The sequence below is a fragment of the Flavicella marina genome (genome assembly GCF_009193215.1).
GTDB classification, from domain to species: domain Bacteria; phylum Bacteroidota; class Bacteroidia; order Flavobacteriales; family Flavobacteriaceae; genus Flavicella; species Flavicella marina.
On the sequence record NZ_VYVA01000004.1, the window covers coordinates 310,128 to 331,648 of the forward strand.

Genomic DNA, 21,521 nt, shown 5'->3' on the forward strand with positions numbered 1-21,521 from the left:
ATGTCAACTTCTATACAAAGAAAAAAAATTGTTATCGTCGGTGGTGGACCAGCAGGTATGATGGCTGCCTTAGAGCTAAGCAAGCATCATGAAGTACATTTGTTCGAGAAAGGAAAAACGCTCGGAAGAAAGTTTTTAGTCGCTGGTAAAGGAGGCTTTAATTTAAGTAATAGCAAACCTCTAACACCAAACTATTTCCCCCAAGGCTTATTCGATTCAATTTTACAAAAATTCAATGCTACCGATTTACAAACCTGGCTCGATAAACTTGGCATACCTACTTATATTGGAACAAGTGGAAGGATCTTTCCTGAAAAAGGCATCAAACCTATCGAAGTCCTTAATGCTATAAAGACGAACTTGTTAAAAAACAACACACAGCTTTATTTTGAACATGAGTTTGTTGATTTTGATACTACAACAATCACCTTCGAAACACCTCATCAAAGAAAAGAAGTTCCTTTTGACTATTGTGTTTTTGCACTAGGTGGAGCTTCGTGGTCGGTTACAGGATCTAAAGGTGACTGGAAAACTATCTTTGAAAACAAACATATCGAAACCAAAGAATTCGAAGCTTCAAATTGTGGTTTAGAAATCAATTTTTCAGACACAGAAATCTCAAAATTCATCGGATATCCATTAAAAAATATCGAAATCACCTGTAACGATAAAAAATATAAGGGTGAAGCAGTTATAAGTAATTATGGATTGGAAGGAAATGCCATATACCCAATATCTCGAGTTGTTAGAAATGAACTCAAGGAGCAAGAAGCATTTATAGAAATAGACCTCAAACCGCATAATTCTGAAGACGACTTGATCAAAAAAACAACGGCGAACACCCAACCAAAAAATTACGGATACCTCTTTCATTTAAACAAATGTCAGCTATCTATAATCAAAGCTTTTACTGACAAGGCAACCTATTTGGACTCAGAATTATTTGCGAAATCCTTAAAAAAAATTAAAATACCTGTAAAAAGACTTAGACCGATTGAAGAGTCTATTTCAACAGTTGGAGGCATCTCTCTAGAAGCACTTAACTCTGATTTATCGCTAAAAAAAATCCCCAACGTATATATCGCTGGGGAAATGTTTGATTGGGACACCATTACCGGTGGCTATTTATTGCAAGGATGTTTTGCTTCAGGTTTTTCCGTAGCAAAATCAATAACAGAAAGAAATTAATTATTCCCCAAAATAAGAGGCAGTCCATCTTTTCCTGCACCAACTACAATCACCTTAGAGTTTGGTGATTTTGCCAATTCTATGGTAGCTTGAATTCCCTTTTCTTTCAAAATATTCGTTGTCAAAGATTGATTCAAAATTCTGTTAGCCGCTGCTTTACCCTCTGCATCTATTCGTTGTCTTTCAGCTTCTTTTTGTGCTTTTTGAATGGTAAACTCATATTCCAAGAACTCTTGCTCTTGTTTTAATTTATTTTCAATTGCAGTTTTAATTGTTGGAGGTAACGTAACATCTCTTACCAAAACTTCGTTTAATTGAACAAACTGGTCATCTAGAATAATTTTTGTTTCAGCAAAAATTTCTTCTTGAATTGCATCACGTTTACTAGAATAAATTTGCTCAGGAGTATAACGTCCAACAACACTTCTGGCAGCAGAACGAATGGATGGCTTAATAACTCTATCTAAATAACTTTGACCTTTTTTCTGATGTAGCAATCCTAACTGATCTGTTTGGGGTTGATACCACGCACTCAATTCTAATAATATATCAAGACCATTTGAAGAAAGCACCTTCATTTTTTCAAGTAATTCTTGTTGACGAACTTCGTAAACAATTACCTTATTCCAAGGTGCCACTAAATGAAATCCTTCACCTAATGCTGGTTCATCAGTTACAACTCCTCCTCCGAAAGTTTTATACAAAACCCCTGCTTCTCCTGAACCAATTGTTACGGTTGCTTTCGAAAAAAATATTACTGAAAAAACTGCTGTGATAATAAAAAATATTCCTCCTTTTGGAAAACGAATATCTATTTGACCATTACTCATGTTAGTTGATTTTAAAGTGAACTCAAATTTACAATTTGAAAATTTATTAATCGATTACTTCGAAGGAAGTTTCAGATATTTTTATTTTTTTTCGCAATCGGGTAAAATCATCACCCCCAGGAATAAAGCAGCAACCTGCCACTTCACAATCGTATAACAATTCAATATCAAAGATCGTATATGTTTCTTCTTTTGTCTCGCTAAACACTTTTACCGACAAATTATCAAATTTTGGCCAACCTCCATTCGGACAAAAATCAGAAATGGCGAATACCTTAATATTCGCCATTATTATTTCTTTTAAATTCAAAAGATGTTATTTTAATTCGTAAAGGTATACAAGAATATAATATCTCCTTGAGCAGCAGGCTTTCTCTCTCCTTTTATTTCGATCGTTACATTTAAAACAGCTTTTGATGTACCACGTAAGTTTACGATAGATTTCAATGAAGCGACCAATCGAATTTCACTATCTACCAAAACTGGTTTGATAAATTTAAAATTTTCAATCCCGTAATTCACCATCATTTTGTTATTTCGAACCTCAGCAATTTGTTCCCATAAATAAGGTAAAAGCGACAAGGTTAAATACCCATGAGCGATGGTTGTTTTAAATGGACTTTCTTTTTCTGCTCTTTCTTTATCCAAGTGAATCCACTGGTGATCAAGAGTTGCATCTGCAAATTGACCTATTTGATCTTGTGTGATTTTAATATAATCTGAAGTTCCAATTTCTTTCCCTTCAAAAGCTTTGTATTCATCAAAACTATTAATTATTACTACACTCATTTTAATTTATTTTGCTTGTTAATACGACACTTCTAAAAGCTCTACACTTTGTTTAGGCAAGATAGTCAAACTTTTTTCATTTGCAGGTAAAAAAATGATCTCACCTTTCATTATCTTTTCCTGATGCCCCTCAATGGTCAACACTGCACTTCCTTCAGTACAGATGAAAATTTTAAACGACTGATTTTCTGCGTATTTTAATTCTGTTTGGGCATCAAAATTGATGTAATTCGTTTTAAAAAAAGGCGTATCTATCATCGTATTTGATACGTTTTTCTCTTTGGGATAATTCGTGCCATAATTATCGACCATTGAAAAATCAATTGCATCTACAGATTCCTCAACATGTAATTCTCGTTTTTCACCTGTTGTTTTATCAACTCTGTCGTAATCATATACTCTATATGTTACATCAGAAGTTTGCTGAATCTCTGCAAGCATAACACCCGAACCGATTGCATGTACTCTTCCAGCTGGTAAATAATATAACTCTCCTTTATTAACTTGTATAGAATTAATCACCTCCATCAATTCACCATTTTGGACAGCATTCTTAAACGCTTCTTTATTGAGCTGTTTCTTGAATCCAATTAATAAATTAGCGTCTTTGTCGGCATCCATTATATACCACATCTCATTTTTTCCCAAACTGTTGTGTCGTTCTTTCGCCAATTCATCATCAGGATGAACTTGTACCGATAATGCAGTGGCAGCATCTAAAAATTTAATCAGGATAGGAAATTCATCACCAAATGCTTTAAAGCACTTCTCTCCTACAAGTTGATTCTCAAATTTATTGGTTAAAGTAGCCAATGTTTCTCCTTTCAAACTACCCGTCAAGACCTCAGTTTCATTACCCGGAACACCAGATATCTCCCAACTCTCGCCAATATTTTCTTCTGAATAATTCTTATGAAGTACAGTCTTCAGCTTATCTCCTCCCCAAATTCTGTAGTGAAAAATGGGTTGAAATTTTAAAAGACCTATTACATGTTTTTTCATAGAGATATAAAAAATAAAGCTACTGCAAAAATACAATAGCTTTCAATTTATTCATTTATAGAATTATGCGGTAATCATACCACCATCTACATTTAATGTTTGTCCTGTAATATAAGCAGACATATCAGATGCTAAAAACACACATGCATTTGCAATATCTTCTGGAGAACCACCTCTTTTTAATGGAATTGCTTGCCTCCATCCATCAACAACTTTTTCATCTAATTTCGCTGTCATTTCAGTTTCGATAAATCCAGGAGCAATAGAATTACAACGAATATTACGAGAACCTAATTCTAAAGCAACAGATTTCGTAAACCCTAACATCCCAGCTTTTGAAGCAGCATAGTTGGTTTGACCTGCATTCCCTTGAACTCCCACAACAGAACTCATATTGATAATAGAACCTGCTCTTTGTTTCATCATAGGACGAATTACAGCTTTTGTTAAATTGAAAACTGATTTTAAATTCACTTCAATTACGTTATCAAAATCTTCTTCGCTAATTCGCATCAACAGATTATCCTTCGTAATACCTGCATTGTTTATTAATACATCAATAGTTCCAAATTCTTTCAAAACATCAGCAGCCAATTCTTGTGCAGCATCAAATTTTGCAGCATTTGATTGGTATCCTTTTGCTTTAACACCTAACTCTTCTAATTCTTTTTCTAAAGCTTGTGCTGCTTCTACTGAAGAGCTATATGTAAACGCTACATTTGCACCTTGTTTTGCGAAAGTAATCGCAATTCCTTTTCCAATTCCTCTGGTTGCACCTGTAATTAATGCCGTTTTGTTTTCAAGAAGTTTCATTTTCAATATTTTTAATTTGCAAGCAAATATAAATAATACCTATTAAATGGACTCTTATTTAGATATAAAAACAAAAAAAGGTCTGCACTTTTATAAAGTAACAGACCTTTTTAGGCGATTTAAAACCTAATTATTTCAATACACTAGCAACCATTTCTCCAATTTTCGCAGGAGAATCTACTACGTGAATTCCATTTTCTCTTAAGATGGCCATTTTGGCTTGTGCTGTATCATCGGCTCCACCAACAATTGCACCAGCATGTCCCATTGTTCTACCAGCTGGAGCAGTTTGACCAGCGATAAATCCAATAACAGGTTTTTTATTTCCTGTAGCTTTGATCCATTTTGCAGCATCTGCTTCTAACTGACCTCCAATTTCACCAATCATCACAATTGCCTCTGTTTCCTCATCGTTCATCAACAATTCAACAGCTTCTTTTGTAGTTGTTCCAATAATTGGATCTCCACCAATACCAATAGCTGTTGTAATTCCAAATCCTTGTTTTACAACTTGATCAGCAGCCTCATATGTTAAAGTACCTGATTTTGATACAATACCTACATTTCCTTTCTTAAAAATGAAACCTGGCATAATACCAACCTTTGCTTCTTCTGGAGTAATTACACCTGGACAGTTTGGACCAATTAATCTAGCTTCTTTACCTTCTAAATAAGCTTTTACCTTTACCATATCTCCAGTAGGAATTCCCTCTGTGATACAAATAATAACTTTGATCCCGGCATCTGCAGCCTCCATAATTGCATCAGCACCAAATGCTGGTGGAACAAAAATCAATGTTGTATCTGCTCCTGCTTTTTCAACTGCATCAGCAACTGTATTAAAAACTGGTTTTCCAAGGTGCTCTTGACCACCTTTACCTGGAGTTACACCTCCAACAACATTTGTTCCGTACTCTATCATTTGACTTGCATGAAAAGTTCCTTCTTTTCCTGTAAATCCTTGAACAATAATTTTTGAATCTTTATTTACTAAAACGCTCATAGTAGAAGTTTTGTTTATTTTTAGTTTGTGAGAACACAAAAGTATCGATATTTTCTATAACTATGACACTCTGTTGTTATTTTTAGACGAATTTGATTTCTTGTTGTTTATTTCTAAGATTTATTGATTTTTGAATAGATTATTTTCGTTTTATGTAAAATTCTAATAGTCTCTCACACCTGTGTTCAATATAAAGACCTAAGACTCTTCAAATACATTTCTCTAATTTTTTTTAAATGTCTTTGGCTTTTAGCGGCACACTTATTGTTGACTTAACTATACCCTTATAATAAAAACATGAAAAAACTCTTTTATCTTATTTTTCTCATCTGTTTTTTTGCTAATGCTCAAGAGAAAGAAATCACACTTCTAGATCAAACAACCTCTACTCCTATTAGCAATGTACATTTGTATTACAAAAATGCTCAACAAGGAACAATTTCAAACCAAGAAGGACGTACAAAAATCATGCTTCAAGATGCAACCTTATCGGTTCAGCACATCAATTACACAGCACAAAATATTCCAAAAAACGATTTATTAAAACTTGATACTATTTGGCTTATGCCAATTACAAACACCTTAACTGAAGTTGTAATTAAAAACATTAATTTAAAAGCCAAACTACAAACTACTCTTAACAACTATACAAAATTATATGTCAATTACAGTACTTTAAGAGAAGGTACTTTTAAAGAATCCTTTTTATTTGATGATGATATTAAAAGACTCTTTTTAACAGACATAAACTACTGGTCAAAAAATGCATTTTATAATTATAGGAAAAAACCAGAGGATTTTTTCAAGCTACAACTTGGACAAATTCATTATAACAGAAAAGAAAATTTAAACCTCGCCGAAGGAGAAATAAAATACCCAGCACTGATCACAAAAACTTATATTCCTTTTTTATACCTCAACCACTCCATTAATACTTTATTGAATTCTAACTTAGAAACAACACATTGTTCTGTTCAGAACGAAACTCAAAAAACGATCACTATTTTATATGATTTAGATTGGACCTCCTTAAAAAATGGTATTTCTACAAAACGCGCTGGTCAAATAGTATTTGAAAAAGAAGAAAATGCTATCATTCAATTGTTAGACACCATTTATTATAAAAATCACATCCAAAAAAAGACATTTAGCAAAACTAACAAAACGGGTACAAAAAATTACAAAAACCAAATCAATCAATATCAATTCGCAAAAAACAGTTCAAACAAATGGTCACCAGTATATGTCAATGTAGAATTAAACAGTGATTTAATTTATGAAAACATTACACATAAAATTCAACTTACAAACACTTTGGTAATTACAAAAGAGACAAAAAAGAAAAAAATCAAAAAGAAAAAAATAATAAACCTAGACCTACCTATTCATGAAAACCTTCCATCAGAAACCTTAACAAATTCAAATACGATTTTACTAACTCATAAAGAACAATTATTTATAGAAGCTAATAAGTAATCATATTTTTTTTAACAAAACTTTACGCAAAAAAAAATAGTACAACATCAAATATCCCTATTTTTATTGTGTCCTGAAAAACAAACTAATAGACCTAACTAATTATGCTAAAAAAAGACCTTTGGACAGAAATCTTCCAAAGCATTAACAAAAATAAACTTAGGAGTATCTTGTCTGGTTTTACCATACTTTTTGCAATCTTAATTTTTACGTTATTGTCTGGTATTTCTACAGGACTACAAAACACATTTACTTCATTTTTCGTAGATGATGCTGCAAACACTATTTTTATTAGAGCTGGTAGAACTTCAAAACCATATAAAGGTAATAAAAGTGGAAAAAAAATAAACTTCACCAATGCAGAGTACGATTATATTAAAGAGACTTATGATGATAAAGTACAATATATTACTGCACGTGTATATAAAAATTTTGTAGGATCGTACAAAGACAAAAAAAACGATTATAAAATTAGGGCTGTACATCCAGATCATCAGTACCTAGAAAACACAAAAGTAACTTATGGAAGATATCTAAATCACAATGATATTGATACTCGACAAAAAAATGTTGTAATCGGTAGACTTGTTGTAGAAGATTTGTTTGGAACCATCAACCCTATTGGTAAATACATAAACTTACAAGGAATCGTTTTTAAAGTAATTGGAGTTTTTGAAGATGATGGAGGGGAAAATGAAGAACGCCTAATTTATATGCCTGTGACAACAGCGCAAAGTATTTTTTCTAACAAAGATTACATCAATGAAATTAGGTTGACTTATAACCCAAAATTAAATTTCAATCAAGCAATTGCTTTTAGCACCAAACTTTCCAAAGATTTCAAAAACAGGTTTTCTGTAGCTCCAAATGATCAACGTGCCATTCGAATGGTAAATTATGCAGAAGAAAACAAAAACCTTAGTATGATGTCTATGGTAATAGGCTTAATGGTATTATTTATTGGCTTTGGTAGTCTGATTGCTGGTATTGTTGGAATTAGCAATATTATGGTTTACATCGTAAAAGAAAGAACGAAAGAACTTGGAATCAGAAAAGTTTTAGGAGCAAAACCCAGTTCCATCGTTTCACTAATTTTATTAGAATCCATTGTAATCACATCTATTGCTGGTTATATAGGAATGCTAATAGGAATCGGTACTTTGGCTTTAATTGGAAACAGCTTAGAAGAATATTTTATTACCAACCCAAGTGTCAAAACAGGAACGATAATAAATGCCATGGTTATTTTAATAATAGCAGGTTGCATTGCTGGTTACCTACCTGCAAAACGTGCCGCCAGAATTAAACCAATCGTTGCTCTAAGAAATGACTAAATTTTAAAAAATGAAATTTCTATTTGAAAGTGATACCTGGAAAGAAATTTACGAAAGTATTCGTAAAAACAAACTACGCACCATTGTAACCATCATAGGTGTTACTTGGGGTATCTTTTTATTGGTTAGTCTATTAGGAGCCGCTAGAGGAATGGAAAACTCTTTCAACCGACTCTTTGGTGATTTAGCAACCAACAGTGTCTTTATTTGGCGTACCAAAACATCCATGCCTTTTAAAGGCTACCAAGAAGGGAGACGTGTAGAAATAAAAAGAGCTGATATTCAAAAAATAAAAAATGAAATTGATGGTATTGAATTCATCGTTCCTAGATATTACAGAAACGGTACCATTACAAAAAACTTTGAATCCGCTATTTTTTCGGTATATGGAGACTATCCCTTATTAAATAAAGTTCAGAAAAAAAACCTAAGTTACGGTCGTTTTATCAATGAAATAGACATCCAAGAAAAGAGAAAAGTTGTTGTAATTTCGGAAGAGGTATACAAACAACTTTTTGACAAAGATGTAAAAGCTGTCGGAGAAAATATTTTGATTAACAAAATAAATTTTACTGTTATTGGTGTTTTTAAAAGTGGCCAATTTGATGATGAAAATAGTGTACACATTCCGTTTACTACATTACAACGCATGTACAATACAGGAGACACCGTTGGTTGGGTAATGGTCACCGCTAAAAAAGATGCAGATATCAATCAAATTGAAATAGATACTAAATTATTACTTAAAAACCTTTGCAAAGTACACCCTAACGATCCAAGAGGATTTGGAAGCTTTAATCTTGGTAAAGAATTTGCTAAAATGATGGGATTTTTAAAAGGAATGCAATTTTTAACTTGGTTTGTTGGTATTGCCACATTAATTGCAGGTGTATTTGCTATTGGTAATATCTTATTGATTACCGTTAAAGAAAGGACACAAGAAATTGGTATTAGAAGAGCACTCGGAGCGACACCTATTGTAATAAAAAGACAAATAATTTTAGAAGCTGTAACTCTTTCTCTTATTGCTGGGATACTCGGAATCATAAGTGGTGGACTTGTCTTAATCTTAATTGACACCTTATATGGACAAGGAGATGATGCTGTACTGGTAAACGCATCCGTATCCATACCTATAGTTCTTATTGCCGTTCTAGCATTAACTATACTTGGTACACTAATTGGATTAATTCCTGCTAGTAGAGCTACAAGAATAAAACCTATTGAAGCCTTAAGTGATGAATAAAAAGACTTTTAAACGATGATAAAAATTGAACAACTACATAAATCATATCCTGTTGGAAATGATTCACTACATGTATTAAAGGGACTTGACTTACACATAAAAGAAGGTGAGTTTATCTCTATTATGGGAGCTTCAGGTTCTGGAAAATCAACACTGCTAAATATTTTGGGACTATTAGATGTTCATGATAGTGGAAAATATTATCTCAACCAAGAAGAAATAATAAACCTAGACGAGAAAAAAGGAGCAATTCTTAGAAATAAATTTTTAGGTTTTGTTTTTCAATCATTCAATTTAATTTCATACAAAACAGCACTTGAAAATGTTGCACTGCCTTTATATTATAGAGGTATAAAAAAAATAGAACGAGAAAAAACAGCCTTGGAGTATTTAGAAAAAGTTGGATTAAAAGACTGGGCTACTCACCTACCTAATGAATTATCAGGTGGTCAAAAACAACGTGTAGCCATTGCGAGAGCATTGGTAACAAAACCTAAAGTTATTTTAGCTGATGAACCTACCGGAGCCTTGGATTCAAACACCACCAATTCGGTAATGGATATTTTACGTGGTATCAATCAGGAAGGGATGACCATTGTAGTAATCACACACGAAGAAGATATAGCTGAGCAAACCCATCGACTGGTTCGATTAAAGGATGGAGTTATTGTAAGCGACGAATTAATGAAACATAACACAAATTCATAATAGCATGAAAAAAGCAATCAAAATAATTATCGTAATTGTAATTCTTGGTCTATTAGGCGGAGTCTTATACTATTTTAACGAGAAAAACAGCAAAGCAGCAGTCGATTTTAAAACTGAAAAAGCTTTTATTACCTCAATTGAAAAAAAGTCTGTTGCTACAGGTAAAGTTACTCCCGAAGATGAAACAAATATCAAACCTCAAATTTCAGGAATTATAGATCATATTTATGTAGAGGAAGGAAATTTTGTCAAAACAGGAGATTTGATTGCAAAAATTAAAATTATTCCAGATGAAAAAGCATTGAATAGCGCTCAAGGAAGAGTAAAAAAAGCGGAATTAAATCTAGAAAATGTTAGCATTGATTATAATCGAAATAAAAAATTACTTAAAAAAGGTGTTGTTTCAATCCAAACCTATAATACTTCTGAATTAAAATATAACCAAGCAAAACAGGAATTTGAAAATGCAAAAAATGATTATCAAATTATCAAAGTAGGTTCTGCTAATTCTTCTTCTTCTGCCAATACCAATATCAGATCCACGGTTACTGGTACTATTTTGGAAATCCCTGTAAAAGAAGGACATCAAGTCATTGAAAGTAATAATTTCAATGCAGGTACTACTATTGCAACAATTGCCGATTTGACAAAAATGATTTTTGAAGGTAAAGTTGACGAATCGGAAGTTGGAAAACTATCAGAGGGAACACAACTAGAAGTTACAATTGGAGCCTTTGAAAACGTAAAATTCAAAGCGAGATTGAATTTTGTAGCTCCTAAAGGAACAGAAGATCAAGGTGCGGTATTATTTAAAATAAAAGCAAATCTTACACTAAACGATTCTGTATACGTACGTGCAGGTTATAGCGCAAATGCTGAATTGATACTTGATAAAAAAACAGATATTCTTGCCATCAAAGAATCTCTTGTTCAATACAACAGAGAAACAGACAAGCCGTTTGTAGAAGTTGAAACCGGAAATCAGAAGTTTGAGAAAAGAGATATAAAATTAGGAATCTCAGACGGAATCGATGTACAAGTCCTTTCTGGCGTTACTAAGGAGGATAACATAAAAGTTTGGAATAAAGCCTCTAAAGAAAATAACAAAAAGAATAGATAACATGAAAAACATTGTACTCATCGGGCTCTTATGTTGTTCTTTTTCAACATTTGCCCAAAAAACCTGGTCTCTAAGTGATTGTATTTTGTATGCGATTGAAAACAACATTTCAATCAAACAATCAAAATTAGATTTAGAAACCTCAGAAATTGACAAAAGAGGTGCAGTTGGTAATTTTTTACCAAACCTTAACTCGAACTTAAGTCACAGCTGGCAAAACGGTCTGACAAGTGGAGCCAATAATGTAAATCTCGTTAGAAGACAGCAGAATTCAAATATCGGTATTAGTACTGAGGTTGTATTATACGATGGTTTGAGAAATATTCGTCAATTGCATCGAGCGAACCTAGGGATTTTAGCAAACCAATATCAATTAGATGACATGAAAGATAATATTACATTAAATATTATCAATGCATATTTGCAAGTAGCATTTAATAAAGAGACACTTAAAACTGTAAAACGACAATTTGAAATTAACGAAGCTGAATTTGATAGAAGTAAAGAATTGGCAGCTGCAGGAACTATCCCTCAAGGTGATTTATTAGAATTAGAATCAAACCTTGCTACTCAATCACAACAAATTATAAACGCAGAAAATCAAGTGAGAATTGCTCAGATAAACCTGGCCAATATACTTTCAATCGTTGACTATAAATCTTTTAAAATAACAGACTCCATAGCAATTACTTCCACAACAATTTTAGAAAAAACTCCGTTTCAAATTTATTTAAAAGCTCTAGAAACAAGAAATGACATCAAAAATGCTGAAGTTGCAGTGGGAATCAATGAGGATAATTTAAGACTCTCTAAAGGAGTCTACCATCCTACACTTTCTGGAGGATATAATTTTCGAAGCAACTACTACAATGACAACATAGACAGACCTACTGAATTGCCACAATTTTGGGATCAATTAAACGATAATAAATCACACAATTTCTATTTGAGTCTTAGGATACCTATTTTTAATAGATTACAAAACTCAAATGGTGTAAGACGTTCAAAAGTTAACTTAGAAAAAAGCAAATTAGCCTTAGAGCAAGCCAAAATTGATTTGAAAAGCAAGGTCAACCAAAGCTATAACGATGTTTTATCTGCTTTTGCAGTATTTGAAGCTTCAGAAAAAACACTCGCAGCAAGAAAAGAATCCTTTCGATACTCTCAAGAAAAATTTGATTTAGGTTTGATGAATTCTTTCGATTATAGTCTCGCCAGATTGCGCTACGAGAATGCCGAAAACGATGTTATAAAATCAAAATACGACTATTTTTTTAAGGCCAAAGTACTTGAGTTTTATTTCGGGATTCCATTGTATTAGTTATGAAAGAAAAAATTGAAGCCTATTATTTAAGACAGACAGAACCCAACAAAAGTTGCTTACTAGCACTAAGAGACATTATTTTAAATTTTGACGATCGAATAACAGAAGAATGGAAATACGGACTACCATCGTATTACTACAAAAAGAAACCTTTTTGTTATATCTGGAGAGATAACAAAACACATGAACCTTATATTGGTATTGCTAGAGGCTTTAGGATTGACCATCCCGCATTAGTTCAAGGAGACAGAACACGGATAAAGATCCTTCCAATAGTCCCTACAAAAGATATCGACATTGAATTGATATACGAAATATTTAATCTGGCAAAAGCAGTTTATTAAAAAAAGCCTGAATCTAGATTCAGGCTTTTTTTTTAATTTAAATTTAAATTTAAATCAATCTGATTTTCATTTTTTTTCAAATCAACTACATGAAGTGACTTGGAGTAATTTAAAATAAACTCCACCGTTCTGTCGGAAGGTGTCATAGGTTCGTAGGATTTTTCTTTAGTTGAGTAATCTTTTATCATATAGTAAAATTTAGTAGTTTCTTTTAAAACGATAAAAAATTAAACTTAGTATCAATTGGTTAAAATAATTTCTTTTTTATCTACCAATTTTCTCAAATTAATGAGTGCATATCGCATTCTACCCAACACCGTATTGATACTTACATCTGTTTGCTCAGAAATCTCTTTAAAACTTAATTCACGATAAATTCGCATATTTAATACCTCTCGCTGATCAGATGGTAAAAATTGAATTAAGCCAGTTATTTGATTGTATAACTGTTCTTGCATAATAGAGGATTCTATATTCTTGGTATCATCTTGTAATACTGAGAAAATGTCAAATTCATCTGTTCTGTTGAATTTCGGCAATCGATTTGACTTTCTAAAATAATCAATCACCAAATTATGAGCTATACGCATCACCCATGGCAAGAACTTACCTTCATCGTTATACTTTCCTCGTTTTAAAGTTTGAATTACTTTGATAAACGTATCTTGAAATATGTCTTCTGCTAATTGTGTGTCAGTCACTTTAGAGTAAATAAACCCAAACAATTTTTGTTTGTGTTTTTGAATTAATACCTCTAGAGACTTTTCATCTCCATCTATATAATTACTTACTAAAACGCTGTCAGATTGGTTTCTCATCTGCATAATAATCCTCTTTTTATATTCGCTAGGTTCAACAAATATGTATTAAAAAAAAGTAGTTTTATTCTATATGCAGTTGATTTTGTGGTTATAATAAGTAACAAATATTGCATAATAATATGTTAAGAGCAAGAAATTTTAAATGTTTTTTTGAAAAATTAACATTTGTAAAAGTAATTTTTAATGATATCATGCGTTGAAACCCTCCTAAAACTTGTCCCAAAGTCAACCCATTTTTTAATAAGTATTGATTAATTTTACAGTTCATATTTTCGACACACATGACTAAAAATATTTCATCTTTAGATCCCAAAAAAAACATACTAATCAAAGGTGCTCAGCTTCACAATCTAAAAAATATAGATGTAGCCATCCCCAGAAACAAACTCGTGGTGATCACGGGTTTATCTGGATCAGGAAAATCGAGTTTGGCTTTTGATACCTTGTATGCTGAAGGTCAAAGACGTTATGTAGAAAGTTTATCTTCTTATGCCCGTCAATTTTTGGGAAAATTACACAAACCGAAGGTCGAATATATTAAAGGTATTGCACCTGCAATTGCGATAGAACAAAAAGTTAACTCAACTAACCCTCGTTCGACTGTTGGTACTACCACTGAAATTTTTGATTATTTAAAATTACTTTTTGCACGAATTGGAAAAACGTATTCTCCCATTTCAAACAACGAAGTAAAAAAACATACTGTCGCAGATGTCGTAAACTTTATTAAAAGTCTAAACTCAAAAACAAAACTATTATTACTTGCTCCTATTTATTTTGACGAAGATAAAGATCCAGAAGTTGTAATCAAACTTCTTACTCAGCAAGGCTATGCAAGGATAAAAGTGGATACTAAAATTGAACGTCTTGATGAAACATTTGCAACAAAATATGGCGGTGAAACATTAAAATCTTTTTCTACTAAAAACAAATTGCAATTGGTAATAGATAGAATTGTAGTGAAAGAAGATGAAGATTTTTACAACCGATTAGCAGATGCGATTCAAACAGCATTTTTTGAAGGAAAAGGCGTTTGTTCAATTGAAAATTTAGCTGATGCTTCTCTTCAAGAATTTAGTAATAAATTTGAACTAGACGGCATAAAATTTTCTGAACCCAACACCCATTTTTTTAGTTTTAACAACCCGTATGGAGCTTGTCCAAAATGTGAAGGATATGGAAGTACTATCGGTGTGGATGAAGAATTAGTGATCCCAAATACCACACTTTCTATATATGAAGATGCTATTCTTCCTTGGAAAACAGATTCATTCTTAAAGCACAAAGATGCATTGATAGATCATGCTTATAAATACGACATTCCAATTCATAAGCCATGGTTCGAACTTACCGACGAACAAAAAGATTTGGTATGGAATGGCACAAATTCTTTTTTGGGTTTGAACGAATTTTTTGAGTATTTAGAAAGTAAAAGTTATAAAATTCAATTCCGCGTACTCCTTTCGCGTTATAGAGGAAGAAGTAAATGTAAAACTTGTAACGGTCGTAGATTACGCAAAGAAACTAACTACGTAAAAATTGCAGGAAAAAACATTTCTGACTTGGTGGATTTGCCTATAGATGAACTAGCATTGTTTTTTGAAAACCTAAAGCTTTCAGAACACGATGCAGAAATTGCAAAAAGATTATTGGTAGAAATCAATAGTAGGTTGAGTTTTCTTAACAATGTTGGATTGAATTATCTCACACTTAATAGAACCTCAAACACATTATCTGGTGGTGAAAGTCAACGCATCAATTTAGCTACATCATTAGGAAGTAGTTTGGTAGGGTCAATGTATATATTAGATGAACCAAGTATCGGATTGCATCCGAAAGACACTCAAAAACTTATCGGAGTTTTAAAAACGTTACGTGATTTAGGAAACACCGTAATTGTGGTAGAACACGATGAAGATATCATGCGAGAAGCTGATGCCATTATCGATATTGGTCCGGAAGCAGGTACAAACGGAGGGAACATTGTTGCTGAAGGAACTTTTGAAGAAGTACTAAAATCAGATTCTCTTACAGCACAATACCTTACTGAGACCTTGCAAATAGCCGTTCCTGAAAAAAGAAGAACCTCAACTAAAAAAATTAAAATTGTAGGTGCGAGAGAAAACAATCTTAAAAACATCTCTGCTGAGATACCTTTGAATGCCCTTTCTGTAATCACTGGTGTTTCTGGAAGTGGAAAAAGTACTTTAGTAAAAAAAATTCTGTACCCTGCTCTTCAGAAAAAACTGCAAGGACATGGTGAAAAAATAGGAGAACACACCTCTGTTGATGGTGATTTTGAAACCTTGAAAAATGTTGAATTTATTGACCAAAACCCAATAGGTAGATCTTCACGTTCGAATCCGGTAACCTATATCAAAGCCTACGACGATATTCGAAGTCTTTTTTCAAATGAAACTTTAGCGAAAGCCAGAAACTACAAACCAAAGCACTTTTCTTTTAATGTAGAAGGTGGTCGTTGTGAAAAATGTAAAGGTGAAGGAGTCGTTACGATTGAAATGCAATTTATGGCAGATGTCTCGTTGGAATGCGACGAATGCAAAGGGAAACGCTTTAAAAAAGAAGTTCTAGAGATAAAATTCAAAGAAAAAAACATAGACGACATTCTCAATCTCACCATAGAAGATGCCATACAATTTTTCACGGATTACCATCAGAAAAAAATAGTTCAAAAATTACAACCATTGTTAGATGTTGGGTTGGGTTATGTGCAGCTAGGACAGTCATCTTCTACTCTATCTGGTGGAGAAGCGCAACGTATCAAACTAGCATCCTTTTTAGTAAAAGGTGTTACCAAAGACAAAACCTTATTTATATTTGATGAACCTACAACAGGCCTTCATTTTCATGACATAAAAAAATTATTGGCTTCTTTGGAAGCGCTGATATCAAAAGGACATACCATTGTATTGATCGAGCATAATATAGAATTGATTAAATGTGCAGATCATATATTAGATTTAGGTCCTACTGGAGGAAAAAATGGAGGAAACTTGTTATTCTCTGGAACTCCTGAACAACTTGTCAAAGAAAAAAACTCTTTTACCGCAGAGTTTTTAAAAGACAAACTACAAGCATAAAAAAATCCCCTTCAAAAACTGAAGGGGATTTTTAATATAATCTAAGCTAAAAATTATCTAGAATAATTAGGAGCTTCTTTAGTTATTGTAACATCATGTGGGTGACTTTCTGCTATACCAGAAGCAGTAATCTTCACAAAAGATGAATTGTTCTTTTGCGCTTCAATTGTAGGCGATCCACAATATCCCATACCTGCTCTTAAACCACCAATAAATTGATGCATCGTAGCATACAACTCACCTTTATAAGGCACACGTCCTTCGATTCCTTCTGGTACTAATTTTAAGCTATCATCTTCTTTACCTTGAAAATAACGATCTTTTGAACCATTTTTCATTGCTTCAACAGATCCCATACCACGGTAAGATTTAAAACGACGACCGTTGAAAATAATAACTTCTCCAGGAGCTTCTTTCGTTCCGGCCAAAAGAGAACCCAACATAATTGAATCTGCACCAGCAGCAATTGCTTTAGGAATATCACCTGTGTAACGAATACCGCCATCTGCAATTACCGGAACTCCTGTTCCTTTTAATGCATCAGCAACATTCATAACAGCAGACAATTGAGGGTATCCGACACCTGCAACAACACGTGTTGTACAAATTGACCCAGGTCCAATTCCAACTTTTACACCGTCAGCTCCAGCCGCAACTAAGTCTAATGCAGCTTGTTCTGTTACTATATTTCCGGCTACAACATCTAAATTAGGAAAAGCGGCTTTTACCTCTTTTAATTTATTTAAAATATTTATTGAATGTCCATGAGCTGAATCTAACACAACTGCATCTACACCTTCTGCAACCAAAGCAGTTACACGGTCGATACAATCAGGTGTTACACCAATTGCAGCAGCTACACGCAATCTTCCATATTTATCTTTATTTGCATGAGGATTTTCTCTTACTTTGATAATATCTCTAAAAGTAATCAAACCAACCAATTTGTTATTTTTATTTACAACAGGTAATTTCTCTACTTTATTGTCTTGCAAAATAACTTCAGCTTCTTTTAAAGAAGTCCCCTCTTTCACTGTGATAAGATTTTCTGAAGTCATTACCTCAGAAATTGAACGCTTATTATTTTTTTCAAAACGCAAATCACGATTGGTTACAATCCCAACTAAATCATCTTGATCATTGATTACCGGAATTCCTCCAATTTTATGTTCAAACATTAAATTGTTCGCATCAAAAACTGTTTCATTTGCTTTAATGGTAACCGGTTCTAATATCATACCTGCTTCTGAACGCTTTACTTTTTTCACTTCTAAAGCCTGTTCTTCAATAGACATGTTTTTATGCAATACCCCTATTCCTCCTTCTCTTGCCATAGCAATAGCCATAGAGGATTCTGTAACCGTATCCATCGCTGCTGAGATGATAGGTGTATTTAAAGTTATATTTCTTGTGAATTTCGAGCTGATGTCAACCGTATTTGGTAACACTTCTGAATATGCCGGTACCAATAGTACGTCGTCATAAGTAAGCCCTTCGTTGATAATTCTAGATGTAGCCATGTGCAATAAATTTATCATTTAATTGCGTGCAAATATACGTTTTTTATTCGGTACATAAGCAATCGTAAAACCGAATCTCACATTTAATGTTTTCTTAAAATTAATCGATTTGTTTTCAATGGCTTATTCTAACAAATCCAACATTAAGACTGCGTCGTTTTTCGATGCATTTCGATATACAATGCCTCTACTTTACTTTTTGCCCAGTTGGTTCGTCTTAAAAAGGTCAAACTAGAACCAATCGACGGATTGTTTCTAAAACATCCTATTTGAATTTTATGGCCCAAATGTTCCCAACCGTAATACGCTACGAGCTCTTTTAAAATTTGATCGAGTTTTTTTCCGTGGATCGGGTTATTTGGTTGTGCTTCCATTTTTTTGAAATACTTTTGAAGTGCTTAAAGATAGTTGAATTACCTTTGCCGAATGGATAATTTTAAAACGAATCAAAAAGTATTATTAAAAAACCTTGGGTTTGATGCTTTCAACAACATGCAAAACGATACGCTTACTTCTAGCGATCAGCATGCTAACTTGTTGTTACTAGCACCTACAGGAAGTGGAAAAACAGTAGCATTTTTATTACATGCGCTTTCTAAAATTAATACTTCAGACAATGTTCAAATATTGATTCTAGCTCCGACAAGAGAATTGGTCTTGCAAATCGAGGCAGTTGTCAAAAAAATGAAACTACCTTTCAAAACAAATGCTTGTTATGGTGGGCATCCTTTTTCGGTGGAAAGAAAAAATTTCTCAACACCTCCTACGATATTAATTGGAACTCCTGGTCGCATTGAAGATCATATAAAACGTGAAACCTTCGATACATCAGATATTTCTCATGTAATTTTTGACGAGTTCGACAAATCTTTAGAGTTTGGTTTTATCAAGCAAATGGAATCAATCATAAAAAACGTTCCGAATAGAAAAGGTCATTTGTTAGTATCTGCAACAAATGCAATTGACATTCCAGATTTCTTAGAAATTTCAAACATTCATACACTCAACTATTCTTCAGATAAAAAAACAGCATTAACTCAAAAACAAATCATTACCCCCGTAGATGAAAAAGCTGAAAAACTTATTGAAGTTTTAAAAACTTTTGACACAAACAACAATACCATTGTTTTTTGTAATCACCGTGAGGCTTGTGACCGCATTTGTGATTTATTGGACGATGAAAAAATTGAATATGCTATTTTTCATGGTGGATTAGAACAACCTCAACGCGAGTTAGAGTTGTTAAAATTCAGAAATGGTTCTGCTCAATTTCTTATTGCTACAGACATTGCTGCCAGAGGTATCGATATACCTGATTTAGATTATGTAATTCATTACCAATTACCTAAACAAGAAAGTACATTTACCCATAGAAATGGACGTACAGCAAGAATGAAAGCTACGGGAACTAGTATTTTAGTTCGTACTGAAACTGATTTTTTACCCGAATACATTGCCGCTGAACCTAAAGAATTTATAGCATCTATAAAACAAACAATCCAGAAACCTGAATGGATTACCATTTACATAAGCAAAGGTAAAAAAGACAAAATCAATAAAATGGATGTCGTTGGGTTTTGTTTGCAATTTGACTTTATGAAAAAAGATGATTTAGGCTTGATCGAAGTAAAAGATTATTCTGTCTATGTAGCCATTAAACGTAATAAATCGAAACGTTTATTGACAGTAGCAAAAACTAGAAAAATTAAAAATAAAAAGGTTAAAATTGAAATAGCACGCTAATGATGACTGTTGAACAACTCTTAGAAAAACTAATCTCTTTTCCTGTTTTAGGAGGCGAAAGCAACCTGTCTATCATTCAATGGATCCAGACATATATAGCATCTTTTGGAATAAAAACTACATTAGTCCCAAACGACAGTAACACAAAAGCTTCCTTACATTGCAAAATAGGACCCGATGTAGATGGAGGAATCATACTTTCCGGACATACCGACGTAGTTCCGGTTCAAGGTCAAAACTGGACGAGTAATCCGTTTGAATTAACAGATAAAAACGATGGAAACTTATACGGACGTGGTACTTGTGATATGAAAGGTTTTTTAGCTTGTTGTTTGGCAGTACTACCCAAACTTTCTAAAGCGAAATTAACCAAACCTATTTACTTTGCCTTTTCTTATGATGAAGAAATTGGTTGTTTAGCGGCACCAGAATTAATTCAAAATTTACTTAGTTCTTACTCAGAAAAACCTCAATTTGCATTGATTGGTGAACCCTCATTAATGCAACCTATTATCGGTCATAAAGGAATTTCGCTATACGATACTTATGTGTCTGGTTCAGCAGGACATAGTAGCGGTATCTTAAAAGAAGTAAGTGCCATTCACGAATCAGCTCGTTTGATTTTATGGATAGAAGCTAAAATGAAATCGCTTATCGAAGCCGGTAGTATTGACAATCGTTTCACACCACCCCATACTTCTCTTCATGTCGGACAAATAAACAGTGGTATCGCAGCAAACGTAATTGCAGATAAAGCTCATTTTTCATGGGATGCTAGAGTAATACCTCAAGACTCATTAGATCAAATAATTACAGATTTTAGAGCGTATTGTAATGAAAGAGAGGAAATCTTGCAAAAACGCTATCCTGAGTTTTCTATTGTAACAAAAGAGCAACATCCACCAGTACCTGCACTTGATACAGCAGACACCACTTCTATTGTACAGTTATTGAAAAACATCAACCCAATTCATAATTTAGGGACTGTCGCTTATGCTGCTGAAGCAGGACAGTTTTCTGAAGCAGGGATAGAGAGTATTATTTGCGGACCAGGATCTATAGGCCAAGCGCATCGGGCAAATGAATATGTCTCAAAAGAAGAATTATCAAAATGTATAACCATGCTAGAAAACCTGATCGCTAGCTTTTCGAAATAACA

20 protein-coding genes are annotated in these 21,521 nt (G+C 33.2%); 11 read left to right on the forward strand and 9 right to left on the reverse strand.

Features of this window, described 5'->3' with window-relative positions; all coding sequences use genetic code 11:
* Complete coding sequence (locus F6P99_RS10495) at positions 1 to 1,188, forward strand: BaiN/RdsA family NAD(P)/FAD-dependent oxidoreductase (protein ID WP_152287432.1); 1,188 nt, start codon at positions 1 to 3, stop codon at positions 1,186 to 1,188.
* Here F6P99_RS10495 and F6P99_RS10500 read toward each other — a convergent pair.
* The 6 genes from F6P99_RS10500 to sucD all read right to left on the reverse strand — a co-directional run bounded on the left by F6P99_RS10500 (position 1,185) and on the right by sucD (position 5,625).
* Complete coding sequence (locus tag F6P99_RS10500) at positions 1,185 to 2,018, reverse strand: prohibitin family protein (RefSeq protein ID WP_152287433.1); 834 nt, start codon at positions 2,016 to 2,018, stop codon at positions 1,185 to 1,187. The genes F6P99_RS10495 and F6P99_RS10500 overlap by 4 nt on opposite strands.
* A 46-nt stretch (positions 2,019 to 2,064) precedes the next feature.
* Positions 2,065 to 2,307, reverse strand: coding sequence for a hypothetical protein (locus tag F6P99_RS10505; protein WP_152287434.1), 243 nt, complete (start codon positions 2,305 to 2,307; stop codon positions 2,065 to 2,067).
* A gap of 32 nt (positions 2,308 to 2,339) precedes the next feature.
* Positions 2,340 to 2,807: a MaoC family dehydratase gene (locus F6P99_RS10510; RefSeq protein ID WP_152287435.1), complete on the reverse strand. Its 468-nt coding sequence runs from the start codon at positions 2,805 to 2,807 to the stop codon at positions 2,340 to 2,342.
* Between the two features lie 18 nt (positions 2,808 to 2,825).
* Positions 2,826 to 3,809, reverse strand: a complete 984-nt coding sequence (locus tag F6P99_RS10515) for a type I phosphomannose isomerase catalytic subunit (protein ID WP_152287436.1) — start codon at positions 3,807 to 3,809, stop codon at positions 2,826 to 2,828.
* Positions 3,810 to 3,872: 63 nt separating this feature from the next.
* Positions 3,873 to 4,622: a 3-oxoacyl-[acyl-carrier-protein] reductase gene (gene fabG / locus F6P99_RS10520; protein WP_152287437.1), complete on the reverse strand. Its 750-nt coding sequence runs from the start codon at positions 4,620 to 4,622 to the stop codon at positions 3,873 to 3,875.
* 130 nt (positions 4,623 to 4,752) lie between these two features.
* Positions 4,753 to 5,625, reverse strand: a complete 873-nt coding sequence (gene sucD / locus F6P99_RS10525; RefSeq protein ID WP_152287438.1) for a succinate--CoA ligase subunit alpha — start codon at positions 5,623 to 5,625, stop codon at positions 4,753 to 4,755.
* A 297-nt stretch (positions 5,626 to 5,922) separates the two neighbouring features.
* Between sucD and F6P99_RS10530 the strand changes: the two genes are divergently transcribed.
* From F6P99_RS10530 to F6P99_RS10560, 7 genes are all read left to right on the forward strand, one after another.
* Positions 5,923 to 7,101 carry a hypothetical protein gene (locus tag F6P99_RS10530; RefSeq protein WP_152287439.1) on the forward strand — a complete coding sequence of 393 codons (1,179 nt, stop codon included), beginning with the start codon at positions 5,923 to 5,925 and terminating at the stop codon, positions 7,099 to 7,101.
* A 104-nt stretch (positions 7,102 to 7,205) separates the two neighbouring features.
* Complete coding sequence (locus F6P99_RS10535; RefSeq protein WP_152287440.1) at positions 7,206 to 8,435, forward strand: ABC transporter permease; 1,230 nt, start codon at positions 7,206 to 7,208, stop codon at positions 8,433 to 8,435.
* Positions 8,436 to 8,445: 10 nt separating this feature from the next.
* Positions 8,446 to 9,681, forward strand: coding sequence for an ABC transporter permease (locus F6P99_RS10540; protein WP_152287441.1), 1,236 nt, complete (start codon positions 8,446 to 8,448; stop codon positions 9,679 to 9,681).
* Positions 9,682 to 9,696: 15 nt separating this feature from the next.
* Positions 9,697 to 10,389 carry an ABC transporter ATP-binding protein gene (locus tag F6P99_RS10545; RefSeq protein WP_152287442.1) on the forward strand — a complete coding sequence of 231 codons (693 nt, stop codon included), beginning with the start codon at positions 9,697 to 9,699 and terminating at the stop codon, positions 10,387 to 10,389.
* A gap of 4 nt (positions 10,390 to 10,393) precedes the next feature.
* Positions 10,394 to 11,509: an efflux RND transporter periplasmic adaptor subunit gene (locus F6P99_RS10550; protein WP_152287443.1), complete on the forward strand. Its 1,116-nt coding sequence runs from the start codon at positions 10,394 to 10,396 to the stop codon at positions 11,507 to 11,509.
* Between the two features lies 1 nt (position 11,510).
* Positions 11,511 to 12,830, forward strand: coding sequence for a TolC family protein (locus tag F6P99_RS10555; RefSeq protein ID WP_152287444.1), 1,320 nt, complete (start codon positions 11,511 to 11,513; stop codon positions 12,828 to 12,830).
* Between the two features lie 2 nt (positions 12,831 to 12,832).
* Positions 12,833 to 13,177 carry a DUF1801 domain-containing protein gene (locus tag F6P99_RS10560; protein ID WP_152287445.1) on the forward strand — a complete coding sequence of 115 codons (345 nt, stop codon included), beginning with the start codon at positions 12,833 to 12,835 and terminating at the stop codon, positions 13,175 to 13,177.
* Positions 13,178 to 13,416: 239 nt separating this feature from the next.
* Here F6P99_RS10560 and F6P99_RS10565 read toward each other — a convergent pair whose 3' ends face one another.
* On the reverse strand, positions 13,417 to 14,001 hold the full coding sequence (locus F6P99_RS10565) for an RNA polymerase sigma factor (protein ID WP_152287446.1): 585 nt from the start codon (positions 13,999 to 14,001) through the stop codon (positions 13,417 to 13,419).
* Between the two features lie 278 nt (positions 14,002 to 14,279).
* On the opposite strand from F6P99_RS10565, the gene uvrA reads away from it, so the two are divergent.
* Positions 14,280 to 17,099 carry an excinuclease ABC subunit UvrA gene (gene uvrA / locus F6P99_RS10570; protein ID WP_152287447.1) on the forward strand — a complete coding sequence of 940 codons (2,820 nt, stop codon included), beginning with the start codon at positions 14,280 to 14,282 and terminating at the stop codon, positions 17,097 to 17,099.
* Positions 17,100 to 17,152: 53 nt separating this feature from the next.
* Here the strand turns inward: uvrA and guaB are convergent, their stop codons facing one another.
* Positions 17,153 to 18,619, reverse strand: coding sequence for an IMP dehydrogenase (guaB, locus tag F6P99_RS10575; protein WP_152287448.1), 1,467 nt, complete (start codon positions 18,617 to 18,619; stop codon positions 17,153 to 17,155).
* A gap of 143 nt (positions 18,620 to 18,762) precedes the next feature.
* The gene (locus F6P99_RS10580) at positions 18,763 to 18,993 is read right to left on the reverse strand and encodes a VF530 family protein (RefSeq protein ID WP_152287449.1); all 231 of its coding nucleotides are present in this window, start codon (positions 18,991 to 18,993) and stop codon (positions 18,763 to 18,765) included.
* A gap of 52 nt (positions 18,994 to 19,045) precedes the next feature.
* Between F6P99_RS10580 and F6P99_RS10585 the strand changes: the two genes are divergently transcribed.
* Together F6P99_RS10585 and argE are read left to right on the forward strand one after the other, a co-directional pair.
* Positions 19,046 to 20,362: a DEAD/DEAH box helicase gene (locus tag F6P99_RS10585; RefSeq protein WP_152287450.1), complete on the forward strand. Its 1,317-nt coding sequence runs from the start codon at positions 19,046 to 19,048 to the stop codon at positions 20,360 to 20,362.
* Complete coding sequence (gene argE, locus F6P99_RS10590; protein ID WP_226913058.1) at positions 20,362 to 21,519, forward strand: acetylornithine deacetylase; 1,158 nt, start codon at positions 20,362 to 20,364, stop codon at positions 21,517 to 21,519. The genes F6P99_RS10585 and argE overlap by 1 nt, the downstream gene beginning before the upstream one ends.
* Positions 21,520 to 21,521 lie beyond the last annotated feature (2 nt).

Excerpts from the sequence above, each read along its gene's own strand:
- F6P99_RS10495 (WP_152287432.1), top strand. The coding sequence starts at position 1 with ATGTCAACTTCTATACAAAGAAAAAAAATTGTTATCGTCGGTGGTGGA.
- F6P99_RS10500 (WP_152287433.1), bottom strand. The coding sequence starts at position 2,018 with ATGAGTAATGGTCAAATAGATATTCGTTTTCCAAAAGGAGGAATATTT.
- F6P99_RS10505 (WP_152287434.1), bottom strand. The coding sequence starts at position 2,307 with ATGGCGAATATTAAGGTATTCGCCATTTCTGATTTTTGTCCGAATGGA.
- F6P99_RS10510 (WP_152287435.1), bottom strand. The coding sequence starts at position 2,807 with ATGAGTGTAGTAATAATTAATAGTTTTGATGAATACAAAGCTTTTGAA.
- F6P99_RS10515 (WP_152287436.1), bottom strand. The coding sequence starts at position 3,809 with ATGAAAAAACATGTAATAGGTCTTTTAAAATTTCAACCCATTTTTCAC.
- fabG (WP_152287437.1), bottom strand. The coding sequence starts at position 4,622 with ATGAAACTTCTTGAAAACAAAACGGCATTAATTACAGGTGCAACCAGA.
- sucD (WP_152287438.1), bottom strand. The coding sequence starts at position 5,625 with ATGAGCGTTTTAGTAAATAAAGATTCAAAAATTATTGTTCAAGGATTT.
- F6P99_RS10530 (WP_152287439.1), top strand. The coding sequence starts at position 5,923 with ATGAAAAAACTCTTTTATCTTATTTTTCTCATCTGTTTTTTTGCTAAT.
- F6P99_RS10535 (WP_152287440.1), top strand. The coding sequence starts at position 7,206 with ATGCTAAAAAAAGACCTTTGGACAGAAATCTTCCAAAGCATTAACAAA.
- F6P99_RS10540 (WP_152287441.1), top strand. The coding sequence starts at position 8,446 with ATGAAATTTCTATTTGAAAGTGATACCTGGAAAGAAATTTACGAAAGT.
- F6P99_RS10545 (WP_152287442.1), top strand. The coding sequence starts at position 9,697 with ATGATAAAAATTGAACAACTACATAAATCATATCCTGTTGGAAATGAT.
- F6P99_RS10550 (WP_152287443.1), top strand. The coding sequence starts at position 10,394 with ATGAAAAAAGCAATCAAAATAATTATCGTAATTGTAATTCTTGGTCTA.
- F6P99_RS10555 (WP_152287444.1), top strand. The coding sequence starts at position 11,511 with ATGAAAAACATTGTACTCATCGGGCTCTTATGTTGTTCTTTTTCAACA.
- F6P99_RS10560 (WP_152287445.1), top strand. The coding sequence starts at position 12,833 with ATGAAAGAAAAAATTGAAGCCTATTATTTAAGACAGACAGAACCCAAC.
- F6P99_RS10565 (WP_152287446.1), bottom strand. The coding sequence starts at position 14,001 with ATGCAGATGAGAAACCAATCTGACAGCGTTTTAGTAAGTAATTATATA.
- uvrA (WP_152287447.1), top strand. The coding sequence starts at position 14,280 with ATGACTAAAAATATTTCATCTTTAGATCCCAAAAAAAACATACTAATC.
- guaB (WP_152287448.1), bottom strand. The coding sequence starts at position 18,619 with ATGGCTACATCTAGAATTATCAACGAAGGGCTTACTTATGACGACGTA.
- F6P99_RS10580 (WP_152287449.1), bottom strand. The coding sequence starts at position 18,993 with ATGGAAGCACAACCAAATAACCCGATCCACGGAAAAAAACTCGATCAA.
- F6P99_RS10585 (WP_152287450.1), top strand. The coding sequence starts at position 19,046 with ATGGATAATTTTAAAACGAATCAAAAAGTATTATTAAAAAACCTTGGG.
- argE (WP_226913058.1), top strand. The coding sequence starts at position 20,362 with ATGATGACTGTTGAACAACTCTTAGAAAAACTAATCTCTTTTCCTGTT.